Origin of the sequence: uncultured Bacteroides sp., assembly GCF_949298305.1 — a bacterium.
Classification (GTDB): Bacteria; Bacteroidota; Bacteroidia; order Bacteroidales; family Bacteroidaceae; genus Bacteroides.
Window position 1 is genome coordinate 39,955 of the sequence record NZ_CASFWU010000002.1, and the last position, 23,818, is coordinate 63,772.

The following is a 23,818-nucleotide window of genomic DNA, read 5'->3' on the forward strand; positions in this document are numbered from 1 at the left end:
TTTTTTGCGGGTGTCGGCTGGCGTCCGTCTGCCGCCTGCCCCTTGCGCAGCCCCTCCTGTGTGCGGCTGGCGGCATTCCGGCGTGCCTGCACAGCCCCTTTGCAGTGTTTTTCCTGAAAATATTTCCTGCATCCGATTTCTTTTTGTTACTTTTGCAATCTATAACAACGAAGAGATGGATACAAATCTGACTACATATAGCTTGTTGAATTCTATTTCTACCCCCGAGGACCTGCGGAAACTGAGCGTAGACCAGCTGCCCCAAGTGTGCAAGGAGCTTAGGCAGGACATCATCGAGGAAGTGTCGCGCAACCCGGGGCACTTTGCCGCCAGTCTGGGGACTGTGGAGCTGACTGTAGCCTTACATTATGTATATAACACCCCCTACGACCGCATTGTGTGGGACGTGGGGCACCAGGCCTACGGGCACAAGATACTGACAGGGCGGCGCGAGGCTTTCTCGACCAACCGCTGCTTCAAGGGCATCCGTCCTTTCCCGTCGCCCGAAGAGAGCGAATACGACACCTTTGTCTGCGGACATGCGTCCAACTCCATTTCGGCGGCATTGGGCATGTCCGTAGCGGCCATGAACAAGGGCGAAAAAGACAGGCATGTGGTGGCCGTCATCGGCGACGGAAGCATGAGCGGCGGACTGGCCTTCGAGGGGCTGAACAACGCTTCGTCCACTCCCAACAACCTGCTCATCATCCTCAACGACAACGACATGTCCATAGACCGCAGCGTGGGGGGCATGAAGCAGTATCTCTTCAATCTGACGACCTCGAACCGCTACAACCAGCTGCGGTTCAAGGTCTCCAAGTTGCTGTTCAAGATGGGCGTGCTGAACGAGGAGCGCCGCAAGGCGCTCATCCGCTTTGCCAACAGCCTGAAGTCGATGGCTGCCCAGCAGCAGAACATCTTCGAGGGGATGAACATCCGATACTTCGGCCCCATAGACGGGCACAACATCAAGAACCTGACGCGGATACTGCACGACATCAAGGACCTGCAGGGTCCTAAGATTCTGCACCTGCACACCATCAAGGGCAAGGGCTTCGAGCCTGCCGAGAAGGACCCGGGCGTCTGGCACGCGCCCGGAAAGTTCAATCCGGACACGGGCGAGCGAATCCTGGCCGATACCAGCCACCTGCCGCCCCTCTATCAGGACGTGTTCGGCGAGACGTTGGTGGAACTGGCCAAGGCCAATCCGCGCATTGTGGGCGTCACGCCCGCCATGCCCACGGGCTGCTCCATGAACAAGCTGATGGAAACCATGCCCGGCCGTGCTTTCGACGTAGGCATTGCCGAAGGACATGCCGCCACCTTCTCGGGAGGCATGGCCAAGGAAGGCCTGCAACCGTTCTGCAACATCTATTCGAGCTTCATGCAGCGGGCCTATGACAATGTGATACACGACATTGCCCTGCTGCGCCTGCCTGTCGTGCTCTGCCTGGACCGTGCCGGCCTGGTGGGCGAGGACGGCCCTACGCATCACGGCGTGTTCGACCTGGCCTACTTCCGTCCCATCCCCAATCTGACCATCGCTTCGCCGATGGACGAATGCGAGCTGCGCCGCCTGATGTACACCGCGCAGCTGCCCGACCGGGGCCCCTTCGTCATCCGCTATCCGCGCGGACGGGGCACGCGGCTGGACTGGCGCTGCCCGCTGGAGGAAGTGCCCGTGGGCAGGGGACGCAGGCTGAAGGAGGGTAAGGACGTGGCTGTGGTCAGCCTGGGCCCTATCGGAAACCTGGCCGCGCAGGCCATTGGCCGGGCCGAAAAGGAGACGGGACTCTCCATTGCCTATTACGACCTGCGTTTCCTGAAGCCGCTGGACGAGGAACTGCTGCACGAAGTGGGAAGCCGCTTCGCCCATGTCGTCACGGTGGAGGACGGCGTGCTGAAGGGGGGCATGGGCAGTGCCCTGCTGGAGTTCATGGCCGACAACGGCTATACGCCTCAGGTAAGGCGCATCGGTGTGCCCGACCGGTTTGTGGAACACGGCACGATACAGCAGCTGTACCGTCTGTGCGAAATGGACGAAGAAGGAATCTATAAAGTATTGACCTCTATCAACCAGAAGAAGTGAAGATAATCATTGCCGGTGCCGGCGCAGTAGGCACACATTTGGCCAAGCTGTTGTCCCGCGAAAAGCAGGACATCATCTTGATGGACGACAACGAGGAGCGTCTGAGCACGCTCAGCTCCAATTTCGACCTGATGACCGTTACGGCTTCTCCCACCTCCATCACCGGACTGAAGGAAGTGGGGGCGGGCGAAGCGGACCTGTTCATAGCCGTCACGCCCGACGAGAGCCGCAACATGACGGCCTGTATGCTGGCCAACAACCTGGGAGCGGAAAAGACCGTGGCCCGCATAGACAATTACGAGTACCTCCTGCCCAAGAACAAGGAGTTCTTCAAGAAACTGGGCGTTGATTCGCTCATCTATCCCGAAATGCTGGCGGCCAAGGAGATTGTCTCCTCCGTCCGCATGAGCTGGGTGCGCCAGTGGTGGGAGTTCTGCGGCGGGGCGCTGATACTGATAGGCGCCAAGATGCGCGAGAAAGCCGAGATACTGGATGTGCCCCTCTACAAGCTGGGCAGTCCCGAACTGCCCTATCACGTGGTGGCCATCAAGCGGGGAGGGGAGACCCTGATTCCCCGCGGCGAGGACGCCATCCAGCTGCACGACATCGTCTATTTTACGACGACCCGCAAATATGTGCCCTACATCCGCAAGATTACCGGCAAGGAAAACTATGCCGACGTGCGCAACGTGATGATTATGGGCGGAAGCCGCATTGCCGTCCGCACGGCACAGTACGTCCCCGACTACATGCAGGTGAAGATTGTGGACAATGACCTGGCCCGCTGCAACCGGCTGACCGAACTGCTGGACGACAAGACCATGATTATCAACGGCGACGGCCGCGACATGGACTTGCTGGTGGAAGAAGGGCTGAAGAACACGGAGGCTTTCGTGGCCCTGACCGGCAATTCGGAAACGAACATCCTGGCCTGTCTGGCCGCCAAGCGCATGGGCGTCAGCAAGACGGTGGCCGAGGTGGAGAACATTGACTACATCGGCATGGCCGAGAGCCTGGACATCGGCACCGTCATCAACAAGAAAATGATTGCCGCCAGCCACATCTACCAGATGATGCTGGATGCCGACGTGAGCAACGTGAAGTGCCTGACCTTTGCCAATGCCGATGTGGCGGAATTCACCGTGAAGCCCGACTCCAAGATAACCAAACATCCCGTCAAGGACCTGGGCCTGCCCAAAGGCACCACCATCGGAGGACTCATCAGGCAGGGCGAGGGCGTCGTGGTGACGGGTAACACGCTGATACAGCCCGGCGACCATGTCGTGGTGTTCTGTCTGAGCATGATGATAAAGAAAATAGAGAAATTCTTCAGCTGAGCATGATAAACTTCAAGACCATCATACGGATTATCGGCATCCTGCTTCTGCTCGAAACGGTCATGCTGCTGGTGTGCTCGGGCATATCCTTTTATTATCAGGACAAGGCCTTGATGGATTTCTGGGTGTCGGCCGGCATTACGGCCGGAGTCGGCATACTCCTGTTCGCGCTGGGCAAGGGTGGAGACCGACAGCTCACCCGCCGTGACGGCTATGTGCTGGTCAGCCTGGCCTGGATTGCATTTTCGTTTTTCGGCATGCTCCCTTTCTACATAAGTGGTTATATCCCCAATGTCACCAATGCTTTTTTTGAGACCATGTCCGGCTTTACCAGCACGGGCGCAACCATACTGGACAATATCGAGGCGTTGCCCCAGGGCCTGCTCTTCTGGCGGAGCATGACGCAATGGATAGGCGGTTTGGGAATCATTATGTTTACGATTGCCGTGCTGCCCATATTCGGCGTCAGCGGCCTGCAGGTCTTTGCGGCCGAATCCAGCGGCCCTACCCACGACAAGGTGCATCCCCGCATAGGCATCACTGCCAAGTGGATTTGGAGCATCTATACCGGCATCACGTGCCTGCTTGTTGTCCTGCTGATGCTGGGCGGCATGAACTGGTTCGACAGTATTTGCCACGCTTTTGCCACTACCGGCACGGGCGGCTTTTCGACGAAGCAGGCCAGCATCGCCTACTATCATTCGCCTTACATCGAATATGTCATTTCCATCTTCATGTTCATTTCGGGCATCAACTTTACGCTGATTCTGCTGTTTGTCAATCGGAAATTCAAGAAATTCATTTGCGATGCGGAACTGAAATGGTATTTCTGCTCGGTATTGCTGTTTACAGGCCTCATTACCGTTGTGCTTCGCTACACCAGCCCGATGGGGCTTGAAGAGGCTTTCCGGAAGTCCTTGTTCCAGGTCGTGTCCCTTCACACCTCGACCGGCTTTGCTACCGACGACTACATGCTTTGGGCGCCTGTCACGTGGGGCATGCTGACCATCGTGATGCTGATAGGAGCCTGTGCCGGCAGCACGACAGGAGGCATGAAGTGCATCCGCATGGTCATTCTGGGCAAGGTGGCAAAAAATGAATTCAAGCACATCCTCCATCCCAATGCGGTATTGCCGGTGCGCATCAACAAGCAGGTGCTCCCTCCTTCTATCATTTCTACGGTGTTGGCATTCAGCTTTATCTATCTGGCTATTGTGATTGTCAGCGTGTTGCTGATGATGCTGATGGGAGTCGGCGCCGAAGAGTCGATAGGGTGTGTCGTGTCCAGCATCGGCAACATGGGGCCGGGATTGGGAGAAACCGGACCGGCCTATTCGTGGAACGCGTTGCCCGCTGCGTCCAAGTGGTTGCTGTCGCTTCTCATGTTGCTGGGCCGTTTGGAATTGTTCACCATCCTCCTGCTTTTTACGCCCGATTTCTGGAAAAGGAATTGACGAAGGTAAAAAAAGTGCTAAATATTGCGCATTTTGTAAATTCCGCCCAACAAAATGCACAATATTTATTATACCTTTGCAGCACAAAAGGAAAAGCGAGTTTTGGTTGTATGAAAGAATGTTTCAAATATCTGATGATAATCCTGCTGGCCGTATGCCTGCACGAAGGTGTAGCCGATACGTCCGCTGCCACTCGCACCACTCACTTACAACATGTTGCAGGCACATGCCTGACACAAGCTCCCACTCCCCAACAGAACCTCCGCAGATATTACAGCCTTGTCCAGAGGATGTCTCTCTGCACGGAAACAACAATCTCTACCCAAGTACCCGAGAAGGCTTATCGGCTGATACCTACGGAATATATACAGCAGGGACAGACGGAACGCGCCCTTGCCTGCGGCTCGCGTCCGGCCTATAGCGGACCCGAACCGGCCTATCCGCCGGACCGTTATGTCTACGGGCTGGAGGAAATCATTATATAGATAGAAAGGGACTGCTGTTCCCTGTCTTTAAATGGCAAGCCCCTGTGACGGGCCTTGTCCATGAGATACCGATTGGCGTCCGGAGGGATGCCAGACGGTGAATATTGTTTTATCCGGAAAAATAACTGTTAAATATAAACAAGACGGATTTATGAGTTTTACAATGTTGGTAGCCGTCATCCTGACGGCAATCATTTTTGTCGGTGTGGTCATTGCTCTATCCAACGCGATAGCGCCACACTCGTACAATGAACAGAAGATGGAGCCCTATGAATGCGGTATTCCTACACGAGGACGTTCGTGGATGCAATTCCGCGTAGGCTATTACTTGTTTGCCATCCTTTTCTTGATGTTTGAGGTGGAGACGGTGTTCCTCTTTCCTTGGGCGGTAGTGACACGCCAGTTGGGAATGGGAGGTTTGCTGGGCATTCTGTTTTTCCTGTTCATTTTGATTCTGGGCTTGGCATACGCCTGGAGGAAAGGAGCGCTGCAATGGAAATAAAAGGAAAACCGAAAATAAAGTCAATCCCCTACGAAGAGTTTCAGGACAATGAAACGCTGGAGAAGCTGGTGGCGCAGATGAACGAAGGTCGCACCAACGTGGTGCTGGCCCGTTTGGACGACCTGGTGGACTGGGGACGCAGCAACTCGTTGTGGCCGTTGACTTTCGCTACCAGTTGTTGCGGTATCGAGTTTATGGCCGTTTGTGCCGCCCGTTACGACATTGCCCGCTTCGGTTTTGAAGTGACGCGTAACAGCCCCCGTCAGGCGGACGTGATTCTGGTGAGCGGTACCATAACTAACAAAATGGCTCCTGTTCTCAAGCGGCTCTACGACCAGATGGCCGATCCGAAGTATGTGGTGGCTGTGGGCGGATGTGCCGTGAGCGGCGGACCCTTCCGGAAGTCCTATCACGTGGTGCAGGGTGTGGACCAAATTATCCCTGTGGATGTTTATGTGCCGGGTTGTCCTCCACGTCCTGAGGCTTTCCTTTATGGTATGATGCAATTGCAGCGGAAAGTGAAGATGGAAAAATTCTTCGGAGGAATCAATCGAAAAAAAAGTAGAAAATAAAGATTGAAGAAACAATAGGTTGGGGAAATGGCTGATGCAAACTATCCTTTTTCCTATATTCTTCATTCTTAATATTTATAATTTTTAAAATTGATGGAACAGACAAATCTCTATATAGCAGAGCCCGCCGGGCTGCACGAATTGATGCGCAGCCTGCGCTACGAACAGAAAATGGACTTCTTGGAAAGTCTGACGGGCATGGACTGGGGAGAACGGAAGGATGATGACTCGCCGGATGCCTTGAGAGGGCTGGGTGTGGTCTATCACCTGGAGTCGACCGAAACAGGAAGGCGTGCGGTGGTAAAGTGCGCTACTGAGAATCGCGAGAATCCGCAACTGCCCTCCGTGACCGACCTTTGGCGTGGAGCCGAGCTGCCCGAACGTGAGGTATACGATTTTTATGGCATAACTTTTGGCGGTCATCCGGACATGCGCCGTCTTTTCCTCCGGACTGATTGGGTGGGATGGCCGATGCGTAAGGATGATGATCCTGCTGCACAAAATCCACTTCGTATGGATAACGAGCCTACCGTGGACACTACCCGCCAAATGGAGATACGCGAGGACGGAACCATCACCGAGGAAGTGAAGACTCTTTTCGGTGACGAGGAATATGTGGTGAACATCGGTCCGCAGCATCCGGCTACCCACGGTGTGTTGCGCTTCCGCGTCTCGCTCGAGGGTGAGAACATCCACAAGATAGACGTGAACTGCGGCTATATCCATCGAGGCATTGAAAAGATGAACGAAAGTCTGACTTATCCGCAGACACTGGCCTTGACAGACCGTCTGGACTATCTGGGTGCCATGCAGAACAGACATGCACTGTGCATGTGCATTGAAAAGGCCATGGGTGTGGAGGTAAGCGAGCGTGTACAGTACATCCGTACCATCATGGACGAACTGCAACGCATCGATTCGCACATCCTGTTTTTCTCCTGTCTCTGCCAGGACTTGGGAGCCACGACGGCTTTCCTGTATGGATTCCGCGACCGCGAGAAGGTGCTGGACATCTTTGAGGAAACCTGCGGCGGACGGCTCATCCTGAACTACAACACCATTGGAGGTGTTCAGGCCGACATCCATCCCAACTTCGTGAAGCGTGTGAAGGAGTTCATTCCTTATATGCGTAAGAATCTGAAAGAATACCACGACATCTTTACGGGTAACATCATAGCCCGCCAGCGTCTGCAAGGTATCGGTATGCTGAGCCGCGAGGATGCTATCTCTTTCGGTGCTACGGGCGGTACGGGCCGTGCCAGCGGATGGGCTTGCGACGTGCGCAAGCGCATGCCGTACGCTGCTTACGACAAAGTCCAGTTCAAGGAGATTGTCCGTACCGAGGGTGACTGCTTTGCCCGTTACATGGTGCGCATGGACGAGATTCTGGAGAGTCTCAGCATCATTGAACAACTGATAGACAACATTCCCGAAGGGCCTTATCAGGAAAAGATGAAGCCTATTATCCGTGTGCCCGAAGGCAGCTGGTATGCCGCTGTTGAGGGTAGCCGAGGAGAGTTCGGCGTTTATCTGGAGAGCCGCGGTGACAAGACTCCTTACCGTTTGCACTACCGTTCTACAGGATTGCCGCTGGTAGGAGCTATAGACACCATTACGCGCAACGCCAAGATTGCCGACCTTATAGCCATTGGCGGTACATTGGATTACGTGGTGCCTGACATTGACCGATGATAAGAAAGGAACATGGAACGTTGATGTGGCTTTACTGGCGGCGCAAATCCTGTTTTACGTCTTGTAGGTTTTCAATTTTCCATGATGCGACTTTCAGTTTATTAGATTTCAACTTTCAATTTCCAACTTTCAATTTAAAGAAATGTTTGACTTTAGTATTGTAACAAACTGGATACACCAAATGCTCACCTCGGTGATGCCCGAAGGACTGGCCATCTTTATCGAGTGTGTAGCCGTAGGCGTGTGCATCGTCCTGATGTATGCCATTTTGGCCATTGTGCTCATCTACATGGAACGTAAGGTTTGCGCCTTCTTCCAATGTCGGTTGGGTCCCATGCGTGTGGGCCCCGGAGGAAGCATCCAGGTTATCAGCGACGTGCTGAAGATGCTCACCAAGGAAATCTTCACTCCAAACGGAGTGGACAAACCGCTCTATAACCTGGCTCCCTACATGATTCTGCTGGCCTCATTCCTTACATTTGCTTGCTTGCCTATGAATAAGGGCTTGGAAGTGCTGGACTTTAACGTTGGCATATTCTTCCTGCTGGCTGCGTCAAGCATCGGCGTAGTAGGTATTCTGCTGGCCGGATGGAGTTCTAACAACAAGTTTTCGTTGATTGGTGCCATGCGTAGCGGCGCACAGATTGTCAGTTATGAGCTGTCTGTCGGGACCAGCATCCTGACAATGGTTGTGCTGGCTGGAACCATGCAGATTTCTCATTTAGTAGAAGGACAAACCGACGGATGGCTCATCTTTAAAGGACATATTCCTGCTGTCATCGCTTTCATCATCTACTTGATTGCAGGCAATGCGGAGTGTAACCGTGGCCCCTTTGACTTGCCCGAGGCTGAAAGCGAATTGACCGCAGGTTACCACACGGAATACAGTGGTATGCACTTCGGTTTCTTCTACCTGGCTGAATATCTTAACCTGTTCATCGTTTCGGCCATTGCGGCTACAGTCTTCCTGGGCGGATGGATGCCGCTCCACATCGGCGGGCTGGACGGCTTCAATATGGTGATGGACTACATTCCCGGTTTCGTCTGGTTCTTTGCCAAGTCCTTCTTCGTGGTATTCCTGATGATGTGGATGCGCTGGACGTTCCCCCGTTTACGAATCGACCAGATTCTGACACTGGAATGGAAATACCTGATGCCCATCTCGCTGGTAAACCTGCTGCTGATGGCTGTATGTACCGCCTTGGGATGGCACTTCTGATGTAACGAACAATGACAAACAGCTATTGAACAATATGGAAGAAAAACAATCATATTTAGGAGGGATAGTCCGGGCCATAGGCAGCCTGGGTACCGGACTTAAGACTACCATGCGTGAGTTCTTCACGCCCAAAGTCACTGAACAGTATCCCGAAAACCGCAAAAAACTGCAAATGTTCGACCGTTTCCGCGGGACGTTGACCATGCCTCATGACGAGAACGGCCAAAACCGTTGCGTGGCTTGCGGACTGTGTCAAATGGCTTGTCCCAACGACACCATTCATATTACCAGCCGGACGGTGGAGACACCCGAAGGCAAGAAGAAGAAGGTACTGGTGAAGTACGAGTACAATCTGGGCTCGTGCATGTTCTGCCAGCTCTGCGTCAATGCCTGTCCGCACGACGCCATTACCTTCGACCAGAACTTTGAGCACGCCGTATTCGACCGTTCCAAACTGATTCTGACCCTGAACCGTACGGATGGCAGCGACGAGCAGACTAACCATCAACCACTAACCACTGAATAAATATGGAACTGACTCTTGAAACAGTAGTATTCTATTTTCTGGCGGCCTTCATCACCGTGTTCTCCATTCTTACGGTGACCACCAACCGCATGGTGCGTTCGGCCACCTATCTGCTGTTCGTGCTCTTCGGCACGGCCGGCATTTATTTCCTGTTGGGTTATACCTTCTTGGGATCTGTGCAGATTATGGTTTATGCAGGAGGCATCGTGGTGCTCTACGTGTTCTCCATCCTGCTGACCAGCGGCGAGGGTGACCGTACCGTCAAGTTGAAGCGAAGCAAGTTCCTGGCCGGACTGGGAGCTACGGCGGGCGGAGCCGTCATTGTGCTGTTCATTACGTTGAAGCACAAATTCCTGGTCACCAGCGACCTCCGTCCTTTGGAAGTAACCATAGAAAACATCGGCAGTCACATGCTGAGCGGCGAGAAGTACGGCTATCTGCTGCCTTTTGAGGCTGTCAGTGTCTTGCTGCTGGCCTGCATCGTGGGCGGACTGCTCATTGCGAGAAAGAGATAAATGTTTGATTTAAGTTTTAGTTTTTGAGTTTTTAAGTTTTTGAGTTTTTGAGTTGATGAGCTTTGCCAACTCAAGGACTCGGAATCCCCAAAGAACTGAACCCCCAAAAACTGACCCTCAAAAACTAATCAACTCAAGAACTTAAAAACTCAAAAACTTAAAAACTCAAAAACTTACAACTTATGATACACATGGAATACTATCTGGTGGTTTCGGCCATCATGTTCTTTGCCGGCATCTACGGGTTCTTTACCCGCCGCAACACGCTGGCCATTCTGATTTCCATCGAACTGATACTGAACGCCACGGACATTAACTTCGCCGTGTTCAACCGTTTCCTGTTCCCCGACGGGCTGGAGGGCTACTTCTTCTCCCTGTTCTCCATCGCCATCTCGGCAGCCGAAACGGCCATTGCCATTGCCATCATGATTAACATCTACCGCAATATCCGCAGCATCCAGGTGAACAGACTGGAGGAGATGAAGTGGTAATTCTCAGGTAGTAGGCTTGGGGCGCAGGAACAAGCGGACAACTGCCTGCTCCTGACTTCGAGCCATGTAAAACAGAAATTAAAACAATAAAACAGATATGGAACTGACAATTCTTATTCTCCTCCTTCCATTCCTCTCTTTCCTTACGTTGGGAATTGGGGGCAAATGGATGACGCACCGCACGGCAGGACTCATCGGCACGGTGGTGCTGGGTGCAGTGACTGCGCTGTCCTACTTCACCGCCTGGAGCTACTTCAGCGCTCCGCGGCTGGCCGACGGGACGTATGCCACGCTGATGCCCTACAACTTCCGCTGGCTGCCCTTCACCGAGAGCCTGAGCATCGACCTGGGCATTCTGCTCGACCCCATCTCGGTAGTGATGCTCATCGTCATCTCCACCGTCAGCCTGATGGTTCACATTTATTCCTTCGGCTACATGAAGGGCGAGCGGGGCTTCCAGCGCTACTACGCTTTCCTGTCGCTCTTCACCATGTCCATGCTGGGACTGGTGGTAGCCACGAACATCTTCCAGATGTACCTGTTCTGGGAGCTGGTGGGCGTGTCTTCCTACCTGCTCATCGGGTTCTACTATACCAAACCTGCCGCCATCGCCGCCTCGAAGAAGGCGTTCATCGTGACGCGTTTTGCCGACCTGGGCTTCCTTGTCGGCATCCTGGTGTATGGCTACTACGCAGGCACCTATACCTTCACGCCCGATGAAATGACGCTGATGAAGGGCGGCGCCATGCTGCCGCTGGCCCTGGGGCTGATGTTCATTGGCGGTGCGGGCAAGAGCGCCATGTTCCCCCTGCACATCTGGCTGCCCGACGCCATGGAAGGCCCGACGCCCGTCAGCGCCCTCATCCATGCTGCCACGATGGTGGTGGCGGGTGTCTACCTGGTGGCCCGCATGTTCCCGCTGTTCATTGCCTATGCGCCCGACACGCTCCATATCGTTGCCTACGTAGGTGCTTTCACCGCCTTCTATGCAGCTTCGGTGGCCTGCGTGCAGAGTGACATCAAGCGCGTGCTGGCCTTCTCCACCATTTCGCAGATAGGTTTCATGATGGTGGCCCTCGGCGTATGTACCTCGACCAATCCGCACGAAGGCGGCCTGGGCTACATGGCCGGCATGTTCCACCTCTTCACGCACGCCATGTTCAAGGCCCTGCTCTTCCTCGGCGCGGGCAGCATCATCCACGCCGTCCACAGCAACGAGATGTCGGCCATGGGAGGTCTGCGCAAGTACATGCCCATTACACACTGGACGTTCCTCATCGCCTGTCTGGCCATTGCGGGCATCCCGCCGTTCTCGGGCTTCTTCTCCAAGGACGAGATACTGACTGCCTGCTTCCAGTTCAGCCCCGTGATGGGATGGGTGATGACCGTGATTGCCGGCATGACGGCCTTCTACATGTTCCGCCTTTACTTCGGCATCTTCTGGGGTAAGGAGAACAAGGAGCTGCACGCCGAGCACAAGCCGCACGAAAGCCCGCTGAACATGACCTTCCCGCTGATGTTCCTGGCCGCCGTTACCGTAGTGGCAGGCTTCATCCCCTTCGGCCACCTGGTTTCGGCCGACGGACAAGCCTACAACATCCACCTCGACTGGACGGTAGCCGGCACAAGCATCGTCGTAGCTGCCCTGGCCATCGCCATTGCCACTCCGATGTATCTGTACGAACGCCAGCCCCTGGCCGACGCCCTGCAACGCCGCTTCCGCGGCCTGTGGACGGCAGCCTACCACCGCTTCTACATCGACGAGATTTATCAGTTCATCACCCACAAGATTATCTTCGGCTGCATCTGCCGCCCCATTGCCTGGTGGGACCGCCACGTGGTGGACGGGTTCTTCAACTTCCTGGCCTGGGGTGCCGACGCTACGAGCGACGAGATTCGCGGCCTGCAGAGCGGACGCATCCAGCAGTATATGTTTGTGTTCCTGCTGGGCGCGCTGGTGCTGATTCTGATTCTTTTGTAGGCCTGGCCTCGTTCCCCTCTTTCAAAGAGAGGGGAAAGAATTGAAAGAGAATATGCAAGACTATAAATATACATTAATATATTAACCCTAAAAACAATACTCCCCGCCTCCCCTCTCTTTGGGAGAGGGGCCGGGGGAGAGGCTTTTGATTATGAACTTCTTATCCTTATTCGTCCTGATTCCCCTGCTGATGCTTCTCGGCCTCTGGCTGGCGCGCGGCATCGGCCAGATACGCGCCGTGATGGTGACGGGAGCTTCGGCCCTGCTTGCCCTGTCGGCGGTGCTCACCGTGATGTATCTCAATGCCCGCCACGCGGGCGCAACGGACGAGATGCTGTTCTGTGCCGACATGGCCTGGTATCCCGCCCTCAACATCCACTACTCCGTAGGCGTTGACGGCATTTCGGTGGCCATGCTGCTGCTTTCGGCCATCATCGTCTTTACGGGTACCTTCGCCTCCTGGCGCCTCCAGCCGCTGACGAAGGAGTACTTCCTGTGGTTCACGTTCCTGTCTTTGGGCGTGTTCGGGTTCTTCATCTCTACGGACCTTTTCACCATGTTCATGTTCTACGAAGTGGCCCTGATTCCGATGTACCTGCTCATCGGCGTATGGGGTTCGGGCCGTAAGGAATACTCCGCCATGAAGCTGACGCTGATGCTGATGGGTGGCTCCGCCTTCCTGCTCATCGGTATTCTGGGCATCTACTACGGCAGCGGCGCCACGACCATGAACCTGCTGGAGATTGCCTCGCTGCACAACATCCCCATCGAGCAGCAGCGCATCTGGTTCCCGCTCACCTTCCTGGGCTTCGGCGTGCTGGGCGCCCTGTTCCCCTTCCACACCTGGAGCCCCGACGGTCATGCCTCGGCCCCGACGGCCGTGTCCATGCTCCACGCCGGCGTACTGATGAAGCTGGGAGGCTACGGCTGCTTCCGCATCGCGATGTATCTGATGCCTGAGGCTGCCAACGAGCTGGGTTGGATATTCCTGGTGCTGACGGGCATTTCGGTGGTTTACGGTGCCTTCTCGGCCTGCGTGCAGACCGACCTGAAGTACATCAACGCCTACTCCTCCGTGAGCCACTGCGGACTGGTGCTCTTCGCCATCCTGATGATGAACCAGACGGCCTGCACGGGCGCCGTGCTCCAGATGCTGAGCCACGGCCTGATGACAGCCCTCTTCTTCGCCCTCATCGGCATGATTTACGGACGCACCCACACCCGTGACGTCCGCGAGCTGTCGGGGCTGATGAAAATCATGCCCTTCCTCTCCGTGTGCTACGTCATTGCCGGTCTGGCCAACCTGGGCTTGCCCGGTCTGAGCGGCTTCGTGGCCGAGATGACCATCTTCAACGGCGCCTTCCAGCACGCTGACGTGTTCCACCGCACGTGGACGGTCATTGCCTGCTGCAGCATCGTCATCACGGCGGTCTACATCCTGCGGCTGGTGGGCAAGATACTTTACGGAACCTGCACCAACAAGCACCACCTGACGCTGACCGACGCCACGTGGGACGAACGCACGGCCGTCATCATCCTCATTGTCTGCGTGGCTGCCCTGGGTATGGCTCCCTGGTGGATCAGCGGCATGATTGGTGAAAGCGTGCTGCCGATTGTCTCTGCTTTCTGACAGCAGTCCTGTGATTACAGAATTCTTCATTTTTCATTCTTAATATTTCATTGAAAAAATGGATTATACTCAATTTTTACTGATGAAAGAAGAGTTGTCGCTGATAGCGGTCATTGTCATCCTCTTCATTGCCGACCTCTTCATGAGTCCCGACGCACACAAACAGGACGGGAAGCCTGTGCTGAACACCATGCTGCCCGTCATCCTGCTGCTGGTACACACGCTCATCACCATCGTCCCCGGTCCCGAGGCCGAGGCCTTCGGCGGCATGTATCACAACACCCCCATACAGAGCATCGTGAAGTCCATCCTGAGTGTAGGCACCCTGATTGTCTTCCTGATGGCCCATCAATGGATGCGCCTGCCGGACACCAGCATCAAGCAGGGTGAGTTCTACTTCCTTACCCTCTGCACGCTGCTGGGCATGTACCTGATGATTTCCGCCGGCCACTTCCTCATGTTCTTCATCGGACTGGAGACGGCCAGCGTCCCCATGGCCGCGCTGGTGGCCTTCGACAAGTACCGCCATCACTCGGCCGAGGCAGGCGCCAAGTACATCCTGGCCGCCCTCTTCTCCAGCGGTCTGCTGCTTTACGGTATTTCGCTCATCTACGGCACTACGGGTACCCTCTACTTTGCCGACCTGCCTGCCCGTCTCGACGGCAATCCCATGCAGGTGATGGCCCTCGTGTTCTTCCTTTCGGGCATGGGCTTCAAGATTTCACTGGTGCCCTTCCACCTTTGGACGGCCGACGTCTACCAGGGTGCGCCCAGTACGGTGACCGCTTACCTGAGCGTCGTTTCCAAAGGCGCAGCCGCCTTCGTGCTGATGACGACCCTCTATAAGGTCTTCGCTCCGATGGTGGCCTGGTGGGAAGAAGCCCTCTGGTGGCTCATCGTGGCCTCCATCACGCTGGCCAACCTCTTCGCCCTGCGCCAGCAGAACCTGAAGCGTCTGATGGCCTTCTCCAGCATCTCGCAGGCGGGCTATCTGATGTTGGGTCTCATGGGCGGCTCGCAGCAGGGCATGACCTCGCTCGTCTACTACCTGCTGGTCTATCTGCTGGCCAATCTCTGCGTCTTTACCGTCATTACCGTGATGGCCATGCGTCGCCGCTACACGCTGGACGACTACAACGGCCTCTATGCCACCAATCCGCGCATTGCCTTTGTGATGACCCTGTCGCTGTTCTCGCTGGCGGGCATTCCGCCGTTTGCCGGCTTCTTCTCGAAGTTCTTCATCTTCGCGGCCGCCTTCCACGGCGGGTTCCACCTGCTGGTGTTCATCGCCCTGGTCAACACGGTGCTGTCCCTCTACTACTACCTGAAGATAGTGAAGGCCATGTACATCAATCCTTCCGAGCAGCCGGCCGCCCCCTTCCGCAGCGACCGCTATACGCGTGCCGGCCTGGTGCTCTGTACGCTGGGCATCGTGGCACTCAGCATAGCCAGCATCGTCTACGAGTCCATAGACCGCTTCACCTTCGGCATGTAGGCCGCTGAAGGATGACCGTGCGGACGGTACATCCATCAAGATACAGTCAACGCGTAACGCGGATTTCATTTTTAGTTGGGACTTTTTCCCGGTTGTCCTTTCCTTTGGGACAACCTGTCAACTGAAAAATGAAATCCGCGTTACGCGTTTCCGTGATTCTCCTTGCATTTCAAGGCCGGTCTTGGAATCGGTACGGGGGTGCGAAACGGGGTGTTTGCGCCCCGCTTGTCGGACGCTTGCACGGCTCGCGGACGACGCTTGCACGGTCTGCGGACGATGCTTGCACGGTCCGCGGACGATGCTTGCACGGTCCGTGGACGATGCTTGCATGGTCTGACGGCTGATTGTCAGGCCGGTAGAATCCCGATATGCCTTGCCGTCTTGCCTCTTTTTTTATAGGCGATGCCGGAATCAAAAGCCTGAACTGTGAAATCGGAAATCAGAACTCTGAAATCACAAATCCGCAATCTCCGCCGCCTGTTTCCACGGGTATTCCCCGTCGTTCGGTTGCGGCGCTCCGGGCGTGCTCCGTCCCGTGCGGATGTAGCGCTCCAGCAGGCGCCGCAGGCTGTCGGCCTGTTGCGGATAGAGGTCCTGCACGTTGCGTGCTTCGGTGGGGTCGGCCTCCATGTCGTAGAGCTGGATGGCGGGCAGCGAGTCCAGTGCGGCCGTATCGGCAGGCGTCGGCCAGCTCCATCCGCCCGAACCGCCCGAGAGCAGCAGCTTCCACTTTCCCTGCCGGACGGCAAACTGTCCGTCGATGGAGTGGTGGATGGTGGCCTCGCGGATGGGAGCCACCTCGGTTGTGGACCGGATGGCCGGCAGCAGGCTGTAGCTGTCCTCGCCCTCCGTGTCCTTCAGTCGGTAGCCGCAGATGTCGGCCAGGGTGGCGTAGAAGTCTGTCAGGCACACCGTCTGCTCCACCGTGTGCGGCTTGGCTCCCTGGGACCAGCGCAGGATGCAGGGAATGCGGTGCCCGCCGTCGTAGAGGTCGGCCTTGTGTCCGCGGTAGATGGAGTTGGGGTGATGGCCCAGCGCCTCCATCTCCTCAATGCCCGCTGCGGGGCTGCAGCCGTTGTCCGTGGTGAAGACCACGATGGTGTTCGCTGCCTTTCCTCCGCGTTCCACGGCCTCCATCACGCGGCCCACCATGGCGTCGACCATCAGCACAAAGTCACCGTATTCGCCTATTCCCGACTTCCCGCGGAACTCTTCCGTGGGCAGGATGGGCGTGTGCGGGGCGGGCAGGGGCAGGTAGAGGAAGTAGGGCCGGTCCTGCTTCGAGTGTTCTTCGATGTAGCGGCACGCCCGGTCAATGAGTTCGGGCAGCACCTGTTCGTGGTGGAAGTCGGGCGCCGTGGGCCCCTTGCGCCACCACCCGAAGCGGGTCCGTCCGGCCGTCACCGTGTCCGGCACGGCGGTGGGCAACCGGTTCTCCACGTAGACGTAGGGCGGCATGTCCAGCGAGCCGCAGAAGCCGAAGAAGTAGTCAAATCCGCGGTCGGCGGGCCCGTTGGCTATGGGCTTGGTGTAGTCCACGCTGTCCTTCCCGCGTTCCACTCCGGGCCAGTCCCATCCCAGGTGCCACTTGCCGATGGCGGCGGTGGTGTAGCCCTGCCTGCGCAGCATGGAGCCCAACGTCTCCCGCTCCGGCGGTATGATGCCCGCCGAATATCCGTAGAGCACGTCACACTTCAGTTCCGAGCGCCAGTTGTAGCGCCCTGTCAGCAACCCGTAACGAGTAGGGGTGCTGACGGACGAACTGGAGTGGGCATCGGTGAACACCACGCCTTCCGCCGCCAGGCGGTCTATGCAGGGGGTGGCGAGGCGTGAGTTGCTGTCCAGGCAGGAGACATCTCCATAGCCCATGTCGTCGGCAAGTATCAGTACTACGTTGGGATGCTGGCGCTCTCCGCTACAGGCGGAGCAGATACAGGCCAGCGTAAGAGGAAGCACATGTGTTTTCATGATGTATAAGATTGATGGTTTATTGTTTCTGCTTCCGGGCTAAAGATAAACATTTTTTTAGGAAGAACCTTCTCTTGGCGGAATTAAAATAACGCATGTTTTCAAAAGGTATAAAGTCGGAGGCATGCAGACAGGAAAAAAGTTTCAAAAGTTGTTTGGACAACGAAACCAAAAGTTTCAGATTATTTTCATTTGTTGAAACCATCGGTTTCATTGAATGAAACTACCGGTTTCATAGCTTGAAACTACTGGTTTCATAGCTTGAAACTCTTAGTTTCAACAAAGGAAACCGTTTTGCATGCTTTGAGATAGGAAACAGAGATTGGAGACAGCCTGCGGAAAAAATATCTGTTTTTAATGTTGCGGGCTTCTATGCACTGACTTAATTCCGCCAACGCGTGGAGAGAAATCTTCATCTTCCGTTCTTCATTCTTCATCCAAAATGTTTCCTTTCTTCTTTGAATCGCCTATCTTTGCAAAAGTAGAAAAACGTTGTGCTTATGAAATATCCCATCGGAATACAGAGTTTTGACCGTATCGTCGAAGAAGGTTATGTTTATGTAGACAAGACAGACCAGATTTATAACCTGACACACGAAGGCAGCATCTATTTTCTGAGCCGCCCGCGCCGCTTCGGAAAGAGCCTGCTGGTGTCCACGCTGAAGAACTACTTCCTGGGCCGAAAGGAACTGTTCAGGGGGCTTGCCATCGAGGCGAAGGAAACGGAATGGGCTGCATATCCGGTATTCCATGTGGATTTCAACGGTTCGGACTTCACGCAGGCGGGTGTCCTGGAAAAACGGTTGAACGGCTATGTGTCCGATTGGGAGCAGGCTTACGGTCTGGCCTCCAACCGGGATATGCTGGATTTGGGAGGCCGTTTCGTCAAAGTGCTTGAAGCTGCTCACAGACAGACGGGCCGCCGTGCCGTGGTGCTCATCGACGAATACGACAAGCCCATTCTGGACGTGCTGGACGTTAATGCCGAGTTGGAGGAACGTCACCGCAACGTGCTGAAAGGGTTTTACTCCGTGTTCAAGGGTGCGGACGAACACCTGCGTTTTGTCCTGCTGACGGGTGTGACGAAGTTCTCTCAGGTGAGCGTGTTCAGCGGCTTCAACCAGCCGAAGGACATCAGCATGGACGCCCGCTTTGAAGCCTTGTGCGGCATCACGCAGGAAGAAATCGAGCGCTACTTCCCCCGGCCCATCGCCGACATGGCCGGGGAATACCGATGCACGCCGGAGGAGATGAAGCAACGCCTGAAGGAACACTATGACGGCTATCACTTCAGCAAACAGATGACGGACATCTACAACCCTTTCAGCCTGCTCAACGCGCTGGACAGCCGCAGCCTGGACAATTATTGGTTCCGTTCGGGAACGCCCACTTATCTCATCCGCCTGCTCTCCCACTTCAACGAGAACATGAACGAACTGACGGGCAAGTATTATGCCCTGGAAGAGTTCATCGACTACAAGGCGGACGTGGAGAAACCCCTTCCGATGATTTACCAGAGCGGCTACCTGACCATCAAGGCCTACAACATGCGCATGAACCGCTTCCTGCTGGATTTCCCCAACAACGAAGTGAAGAACGGCTTCCTCACCATGCTGGCCACGTCTTACCTGAAGCCGAAGCAGCGGGTGGAAGGCTGGATTTTCGATACGATAGAGGCGCTGGAGGCGGGCGACGTGGAACGCCTCCGCGACCTGTTTACTTCCTTCCTGGCCAGCATCCCCTACACCATGCGCCGCAAAGAGGACGAGGTGGAGCGGGAACGTTACTTCCAATACACGTTCTACCTCCTCATGCGCATGGTGAGTGTCTACACCGTCTATGTGGAGAAGGTGCAGAGCCAGGGGCGTGTGGACTGTGTGGTAGAGACCCCGCAGTACGTCTACATCTTTGAGTTCAAACTGGACGGTACGGCCGCCGAGGCTTTGCAACAGATTGAGGAAAAGGGATACGCTCGCGAATATGCTTCTGACTCCCGTACATTATATAAGATAGGTGCCACTTTCTCCTCTGAGACGGGGACAATTGGAGAGTGGAAAGTTGACCATTGAAAAGCATGGACAGGTTCTATACTTCGGTTGAAATGCCTGCGGGACTGCCGCGGTTCTCCCATCGCGACCGCCTGCTGCTGATGGGCTCTTGTTTTGCCACGAACATCGGCACGAGGCTGTTGGAGGCGAAGTTTGCCTGCGATGTCAATCCTTACGGCGTACTCTATAATCCGCTTTCCATCTCTGCCGCCTTGCGTGAGGCCTTGGCGGGGAAAGTTTATGCGGAAGCAGACTTGTACGAGCATGGGGGCTTGTGGCACAGTCCGATGCACCACGGTGACTTCTCGGCACCGACGGCGGCCGAGGCGCTGGCACGCATCAATGCCCGTCTGGAGGCAATGCGTGCCGAACTGTCGAGGCTGGATGTCCTGTTGCTGACGTGGGGCACGGCCTGGGTGTATGAAGAGGCGCGGACAAGCCGCATCGTGGGCAATTGCCATAAACTGCCCGAACGGTGTTTCTGCCGCCGGCGTTTGCCGGTGGAGGAGATGGTGGATGACTATACGGAACTGTTGGCGGATTTATGGAAGGTCAATCCGGGTCTGAAAGTGGTCTTTACCGTGAGCCCCATCCGACACGTTCGTGACGGCCTGCACGCCAACCAGCTGAGCAAGGCTGCCCTGCTGCTGGCCATTGCTTCGTTGGAAGAAAAGTTTCCCGCAGCGGTCTGCTATTTCCCGGCCTACGAGATTGTACTCGACGAGCTGCGCGACTACCGCTTCTATGCTCCTGATATGGTACATCCTTCCGACGTTGCGATAGACTATGTCTGGGAACGTTTCTGCGGTGCCTGTCTGACGGACGAAGCGGTAAAGTTGATGGAAGAATGTTATCAAATCCATAAAATGCTTGAGCACAAACCTTTCCATCCGGACTCTGAAGGGCATAAGACTTTTTTAGTACAAATTATGTTAAGAATAGACCGACTTAGCGAAAAATACCCGTACTTAGACTTCGAAAAAGAGAGAACAACATGTCGTATTCGATTGAACAAATAGCAGAACTGATTGGTGCCAGACGCATGGGAACGGCACCGGCCACGATAGACTGGCTGCTTACAGACAGCCGCTCGTTGAGCTTCCCGGAAGAAACCTTGTTTTTTGCCTTGCCTGCCAAACGCAATACGGGAGCCAACTACATTCCTGAACTCATTGCACGCGGAGTGCGCAATTTTGTGGTGAGCGAGGAAGACTTCAGCAAGGAAGAACTGGGAATGAAGCATGAAGGGCAGGGCAGTGCTGAGGGGAATGTCTCGCTGAACTATCTGGTGGTGCCTTCCCCGCTGAAAGCCCTCCAACGGCTGGCCGAACAGCATCGCGGCAAGTTCGGCATTCCTGTCGTAGGCATTACGGGCAGCAACGGGAAGACAGTGGTGAAAGAATGGTTGCACCAGCTGCTGGGCAACGAGCGCCGCATTGTCCGTTCGCCGCGCAGCTACAATTCCCAAATCGGAGTGCCGTTGTCTGTCTGGCAGATGGATGAGGATTCCGAACTGGCCATCTTTGAGGCGGGCATTTCGGAACCGGGCGAGATGCGTGCTTTGCAGAACATTATCAAACCCACCATCGGCATTCTGACGAACATCGGCGGAGCGCATCAGGAGAACTTCTTCACTTTGCAGGAGAAGTGCATGGAGAAGCTGACGCTCTTCAAGGATTGCGACGTGGTCATCTATAACGGCGACGACGAGTTCATCAGCAATTGCGTGGCCAAGTCCATGCTTTCCGCAAGGGAAATCGCCTGGAGCTGCAAGGACATGGAGCGTCCCCTCTATATCAGCAAGATTGAGAAGAAGGAGGACGGCACGCTCATTTCCTACCGTTATCTGGACATGGACAACTCCTTTACGCTGCCTTTCATAGACAACGCTTCCATCGAGAACTCGCTTCACTGTCTGGCGGCCTGCCTCTACCTGATGCTGCCTGCCGAGCAGATTACGGAACGGATGGCAACACTGGAACCTGTGGCCATGCGCCTGGAGGTGAAGGAGGGCAAGAACGGTTGCCTCCTCATCAACGACAGCTATAACAGCGACCTGGGCTCGCTGGACATTGCGCTCGACTTCCTTTACCGCCGTTCGCAGAGCGTGGGGCTGAAGCGTACCCTTATCCTCTCTGACATTCTGGAGACGGGACAGAACGTGCCCACTCTTTACCGGCAGGTGGCGCAGTTGGTGGCCAGCCGCGGGATAGAGCGCATCATCGGGGTGGGAGAGGACATCTCCTTGTGTGCCGACCGTTTCAACATGGAACGCGATTTCTTCCCGGACACCCCTTCGCTGATAAAGGCCATCGAAAGTGGCAAACTGAAGCTGGAGAACGAAATCATCCTGATAAAAGGCGCGCGCAAGTTCGGCTTCGACGCATTGACCGAACTGATAGAGAAGAAAGTACACGAAACCATTCTCGAAGTCAATCTGGGGGCGATGGTGGCCAACTTGAACCATTATCGCAGCTACCTGAAGCCCGAGACGAAGATGGTGTGCATGGTCAAGGCTTCGGCCTACGGCGCAGGCTCCTACGAGATAGCCAAGACCTTGCAGGAACATCGCGTGGACTATCTGGCCGTGGCCGTGGCCGACGAAGGCTCCGAGCTGCGCAAGGCGGGAATTACGGCCAATATCCTGATTATGAATCCCGAAATGACAGCCTTCAAGACCATGTTCGACTACAAGCTGGAGCCCGAGGTGTACAGCTTCCACCTGCTGGAAGCCTTGATTCGGGAAGCGGAGAAGGAAGGAATAGCCAACTTCCCCATCCATGTGAAGATTGATACGGGTATGCACCGTTTGGGCTTTGCGCCCGAAGAGGTGCCGCTCCTCATCGACAGGCTGAGACGGCAGAACGCAGTCATTGTCAAGTCGGTGTTCTCCCACCTGGTGGGCAGTGATTCCCCGTTGTTCGATTCGTTTACCCGCCGTCAGATTGAGACTTTCGAGAAGGCGGCAGGCGAACTTCAGGCGGCTTTCCCCCACAAGATTTTACGACATATCTGCAACTCGGCAGGCATTGAACGCTTCCCCGGGGCGCAGTTCGACATGGTACGGCTGGGCATCGGCCTGTACGGCATCAATCCCATCGACAATTCCGTGATGCACAACGTGAGTACCCTGAAGACTACCATCCTCCAGATACACGACGTGTCGGAGGACGAGACGGTGGGCTACAGCCGCAAGGGACATCTGACTCGCCTTTCGCGCATTGCCGCCCTGCCTATCGGCTATGCCGACGGCCTGAACCGTCACTTGGGCAACGGACATTGCTATTGCATGGTGAACGGGCAGCGGGCCTATTATGTGGGCAATATCTGCATGGATGTCTGTATGATAGACGTAACGGACATTGACTGCAAGGAGGGGGATACCGTTGAAATTTTCGGAGACCACTTGCCTGTAACCGTGCTGTCCGATGCGTTGGAAACCATTCCTTATGAGGTGTTGACCAGTGTATCTGGCCGCGTTAAACGTATTTACTACCAAGATTAGGCAAGGGGAGAGTTTCGGGCAGGCTTTGGACGGTTTCTCCGAAAAATATTTCTATCTTTGCCCGAAGAAGGAAAAACATCCGGGAAGGAAGGCGGCCCGAAGCCAGGGCCGCTTTCTGCCCCATTCATTTAAAACATAAAGAATATGGCAAAATTATTGTTGCTGGGCCTGCCCAGCGGTTCCGAATGGCTCATCATCTTCGTGCTTATCCTGCTGCTGTTCGGCGGCAAGAAGATTCCCGAACTGATGCGTGGTCTGGGCAAAGGGGTGAAAAGCTTCAAGGAAGGAGTGAACGAGGCAAAGGAAGAA

At 55.3% G+C, this 23,818-nt stretch carries 19 protein-coding genes; 18 read left to right on the forward strand and 1 reads right to left on the reverse strand.

Annotated elements, in window-relative coordinates; all coding sequences use genetic code 11:
- Positions 1–175: 175 nt before the first annotated feature.
- The 14 genes from dxs (at position 176) to Q1Y74_RS00515 (ending at position 15,988) form a co-directional block, all read left to right on the forward strand.
- Complete coding sequence (gene dxs / locus Q1Y74_RS00450) at positions 176–2,089, forward strand: 1-deoxy-D-xylulose-5-phosphate synthase (RefSeq protein ID WP_300811720.1); 1,914 nt, start codon at positions 176–178, stop codon at positions 2,087–2,089.
- Positions 2,086–3,426 (forward strand): Trk system potassium transporter TrkA, encoded by a 1,341-nt coding sequence (trkA, locus tag Q1Y74_RS00455; protein ID WP_300811721.1) that lies wholly within the window; start codon positions 2,086–2,088, stop codon positions 3,424–3,426. Before dxs ends, trkA begins: the two co-directional genes overlap by 4 nt.
- 2 nt (positions 3,427–3,428) lie before the next feature.
- A complete protein-coding gene (locus tag Q1Y74_RS00460; RefSeq protein WP_300811722.1) occupies positions 3,429–4,880 on the forward strand; it encodes a TrkH family potassium uptake protein in 1,452 nt (483 codons plus the stop codon).
- A 110-nt stretch (positions 4,881–4,990) separates the two neighbouring features.
- The gene (locus Q1Y74_RS00465) at positions 4,991–5,365 is read left to right on the forward strand and encodes a hypothetical protein (protein ID WP_300811723.1); all 375 of its coding nucleotides are present in this window, start codon (positions 4,991–4,993) and stop codon (positions 5,363–5,365) included.
- Positions 5,366–5,516: 151 nt separating this feature from the next.
- Positions 5,517–5,867 carry an NADH-quinone oxidoreductase subunit A gene (locus tag Q1Y74_RS00470; protein WP_300811724.1) on the forward strand — a complete coding sequence of 117 codons (351 nt, stop codon included), beginning with the start codon at positions 5,517–5,519 and terminating at the stop codon, positions 5,865–5,867.
- A complete protein-coding gene (locus tag Q1Y74_RS00475; protein WP_300811725.1) occupies positions 5,858–6,439 on the forward strand; it encodes an NADH-quinone oxidoreductase subunit B in 582 nt (193 codons plus the stop codon). Before Q1Y74_RS00470 ends, Q1Y74_RS00475 begins: the two co-directional genes overlap by 10 nt.
- Positions 6,440–6,532: 93 nt before the next feature.
- Positions 6,533–8,131 (forward strand): NADH-quinone oxidoreductase subunit D, encoded by a 1,599-nt coding sequence (locus tag Q1Y74_RS00480; protein WP_300811726.1) that lies wholly within the window; start codon positions 6,533–6,535, stop codon positions 8,129–8,131.
- A gap of 142 nt (positions 8,132–8,273) precedes the next feature.
- Complete coding sequence (gene nuoH / locus Q1Y74_RS00485; protein WP_300811727.1) at positions 8,274–9,350, forward strand: NADH-quinone oxidoreductase subunit NuoH; 1,077 nt, start codon at positions 8,274–8,276, stop codon at positions 9,348–9,350.
- A gap of 34 nt (positions 9,351–9,384) precedes the next feature.
- A complete protein-coding gene (locus Q1Y74_RS00490; RefSeq protein ID WP_300811728.1) occupies positions 9,385–9,876 on the forward strand; it encodes an NADH-quinone oxidoreductase subunit I in 492 nt (163 codons plus the stop codon).
- Between the two features lie 2 nt (positions 9,877–9,878).
- Positions 9,879–10,391 carry an NADH-quinone oxidoreductase subunit J gene (locus Q1Y74_RS00495; protein ID WP_300811729.1) on the forward strand — a complete coding sequence of 171 codons (513 nt, stop codon included), beginning with the start codon at positions 9,879–9,881 and terminating at the stop codon, positions 10,389–10,391.
- 182 nt (positions 10,392–10,573) lie between these two features.
- Complete coding sequence (gene nuoK, locus Q1Y74_RS00500) at positions 10,574–10,882, forward strand: NADH-quinone oxidoreductase subunit NuoK (protein WP_300811730.1); 309 nt, start codon at positions 10,574–10,576, stop codon at positions 10,880–10,882.
- A gap of 97 nt (positions 10,883–10,979) precedes the next feature.
- Positions 10,980–12,863 carry an NADH-quinone oxidoreductase subunit L gene (nuoL, locus tag Q1Y74_RS00505; protein WP_300811731.1) on the forward strand — a complete coding sequence of 628 codons (1,884 nt, stop codon included), beginning with the start codon at positions 10,980–10,982 and terminating at the stop codon, positions 12,861–12,863.
- A gap of 151 nt (positions 12,864–13,014) precedes the next feature.
- Entirely contained in the window at positions 13,015–14,493 is a 1,479-nt protein-coding gene (locus Q1Y74_RS00510; protein ID WP_300811732.1) for an NADH-quinone oxidoreductase subunit M, read from the forward strand.
- Between the two features lie 58 nt (positions 14,494–14,551).
- Complete coding sequence (locus Q1Y74_RS00515; protein WP_300811733.1) at positions 14,552–15,988, forward strand: NADH-quinone oxidoreductase subunit N; 1,437 nt, start codon at positions 14,552–14,554, stop codon at positions 15,986–15,988.
- 453 nt (positions 15,989–16,441) lie between these two features.
- Here the strand turns inward: Q1Y74_RS00515 and Q1Y74_RS00520 are convergent, their stop codons facing one another.
- Positions 16,442–17,956: an arylsulfatase gene (locus Q1Y74_RS00520; protein WP_300811734.1), complete on the reverse strand. Its 1,515-nt coding sequence runs from the start codon at positions 17,954–17,956 to the stop codon at positions 16,442–16,444.
- A gap of 500 nt (positions 17,957–18,456) precedes the next feature.
- Between Q1Y74_RS00520 and Q1Y74_RS00525 the strand changes: the two genes are divergently transcribed.
- The 4 genes from Q1Y74_RS00525 to tatA all read left to right on the forward strand — a co-directional run.
- Positions 18,457–20,025 carry an ATP-binding protein gene (locus tag Q1Y74_RS00525; RefSeq protein ID WP_300811735.1) on the forward strand — a complete coding sequence of 523 codons (1,569 nt, stop codon included), beginning with the start codon at positions 18,457–18,459 and terminating at the stop codon, positions 20,023–20,025.
- Positions 20,026–20,030: 5 nt separating this feature from the next.
- Complete coding sequence (locus Q1Y74_RS00530) at positions 20,031–21,023, forward strand: GSCFA domain-containing protein (protein ID WP_300811736.1); 993 nt, start codon at positions 20,031–20,033, stop codon at positions 21,021–21,023.
- A complete protein-coding gene (locus Q1Y74_RS00535; protein ID WP_300811737.1) occupies positions 20,999–23,509 on the forward strand; it encodes a bifunctional UDP-N-acetylmuramoyl-tripeptide:D-alanyl-D-alanine ligase/alanine racemase in 2,511 nt (836 codons plus the stop codon). Before Q1Y74_RS00530 ends, Q1Y74_RS00535 begins: the two co-directional genes overlap by 25 nt.
- A gap of 144 nt (positions 23,510–23,653) precedes the next feature.
- Positions 23,654–23,818, forward strand: a 165-nt coding sequence (tatA, locus tag Q1Y74_RS00540) for a twin-arginine translocase TatA/TatE family subunit (RefSeq protein ID WP_300811742.1), incomplete at its 3' end; no start/stop codon positions are given.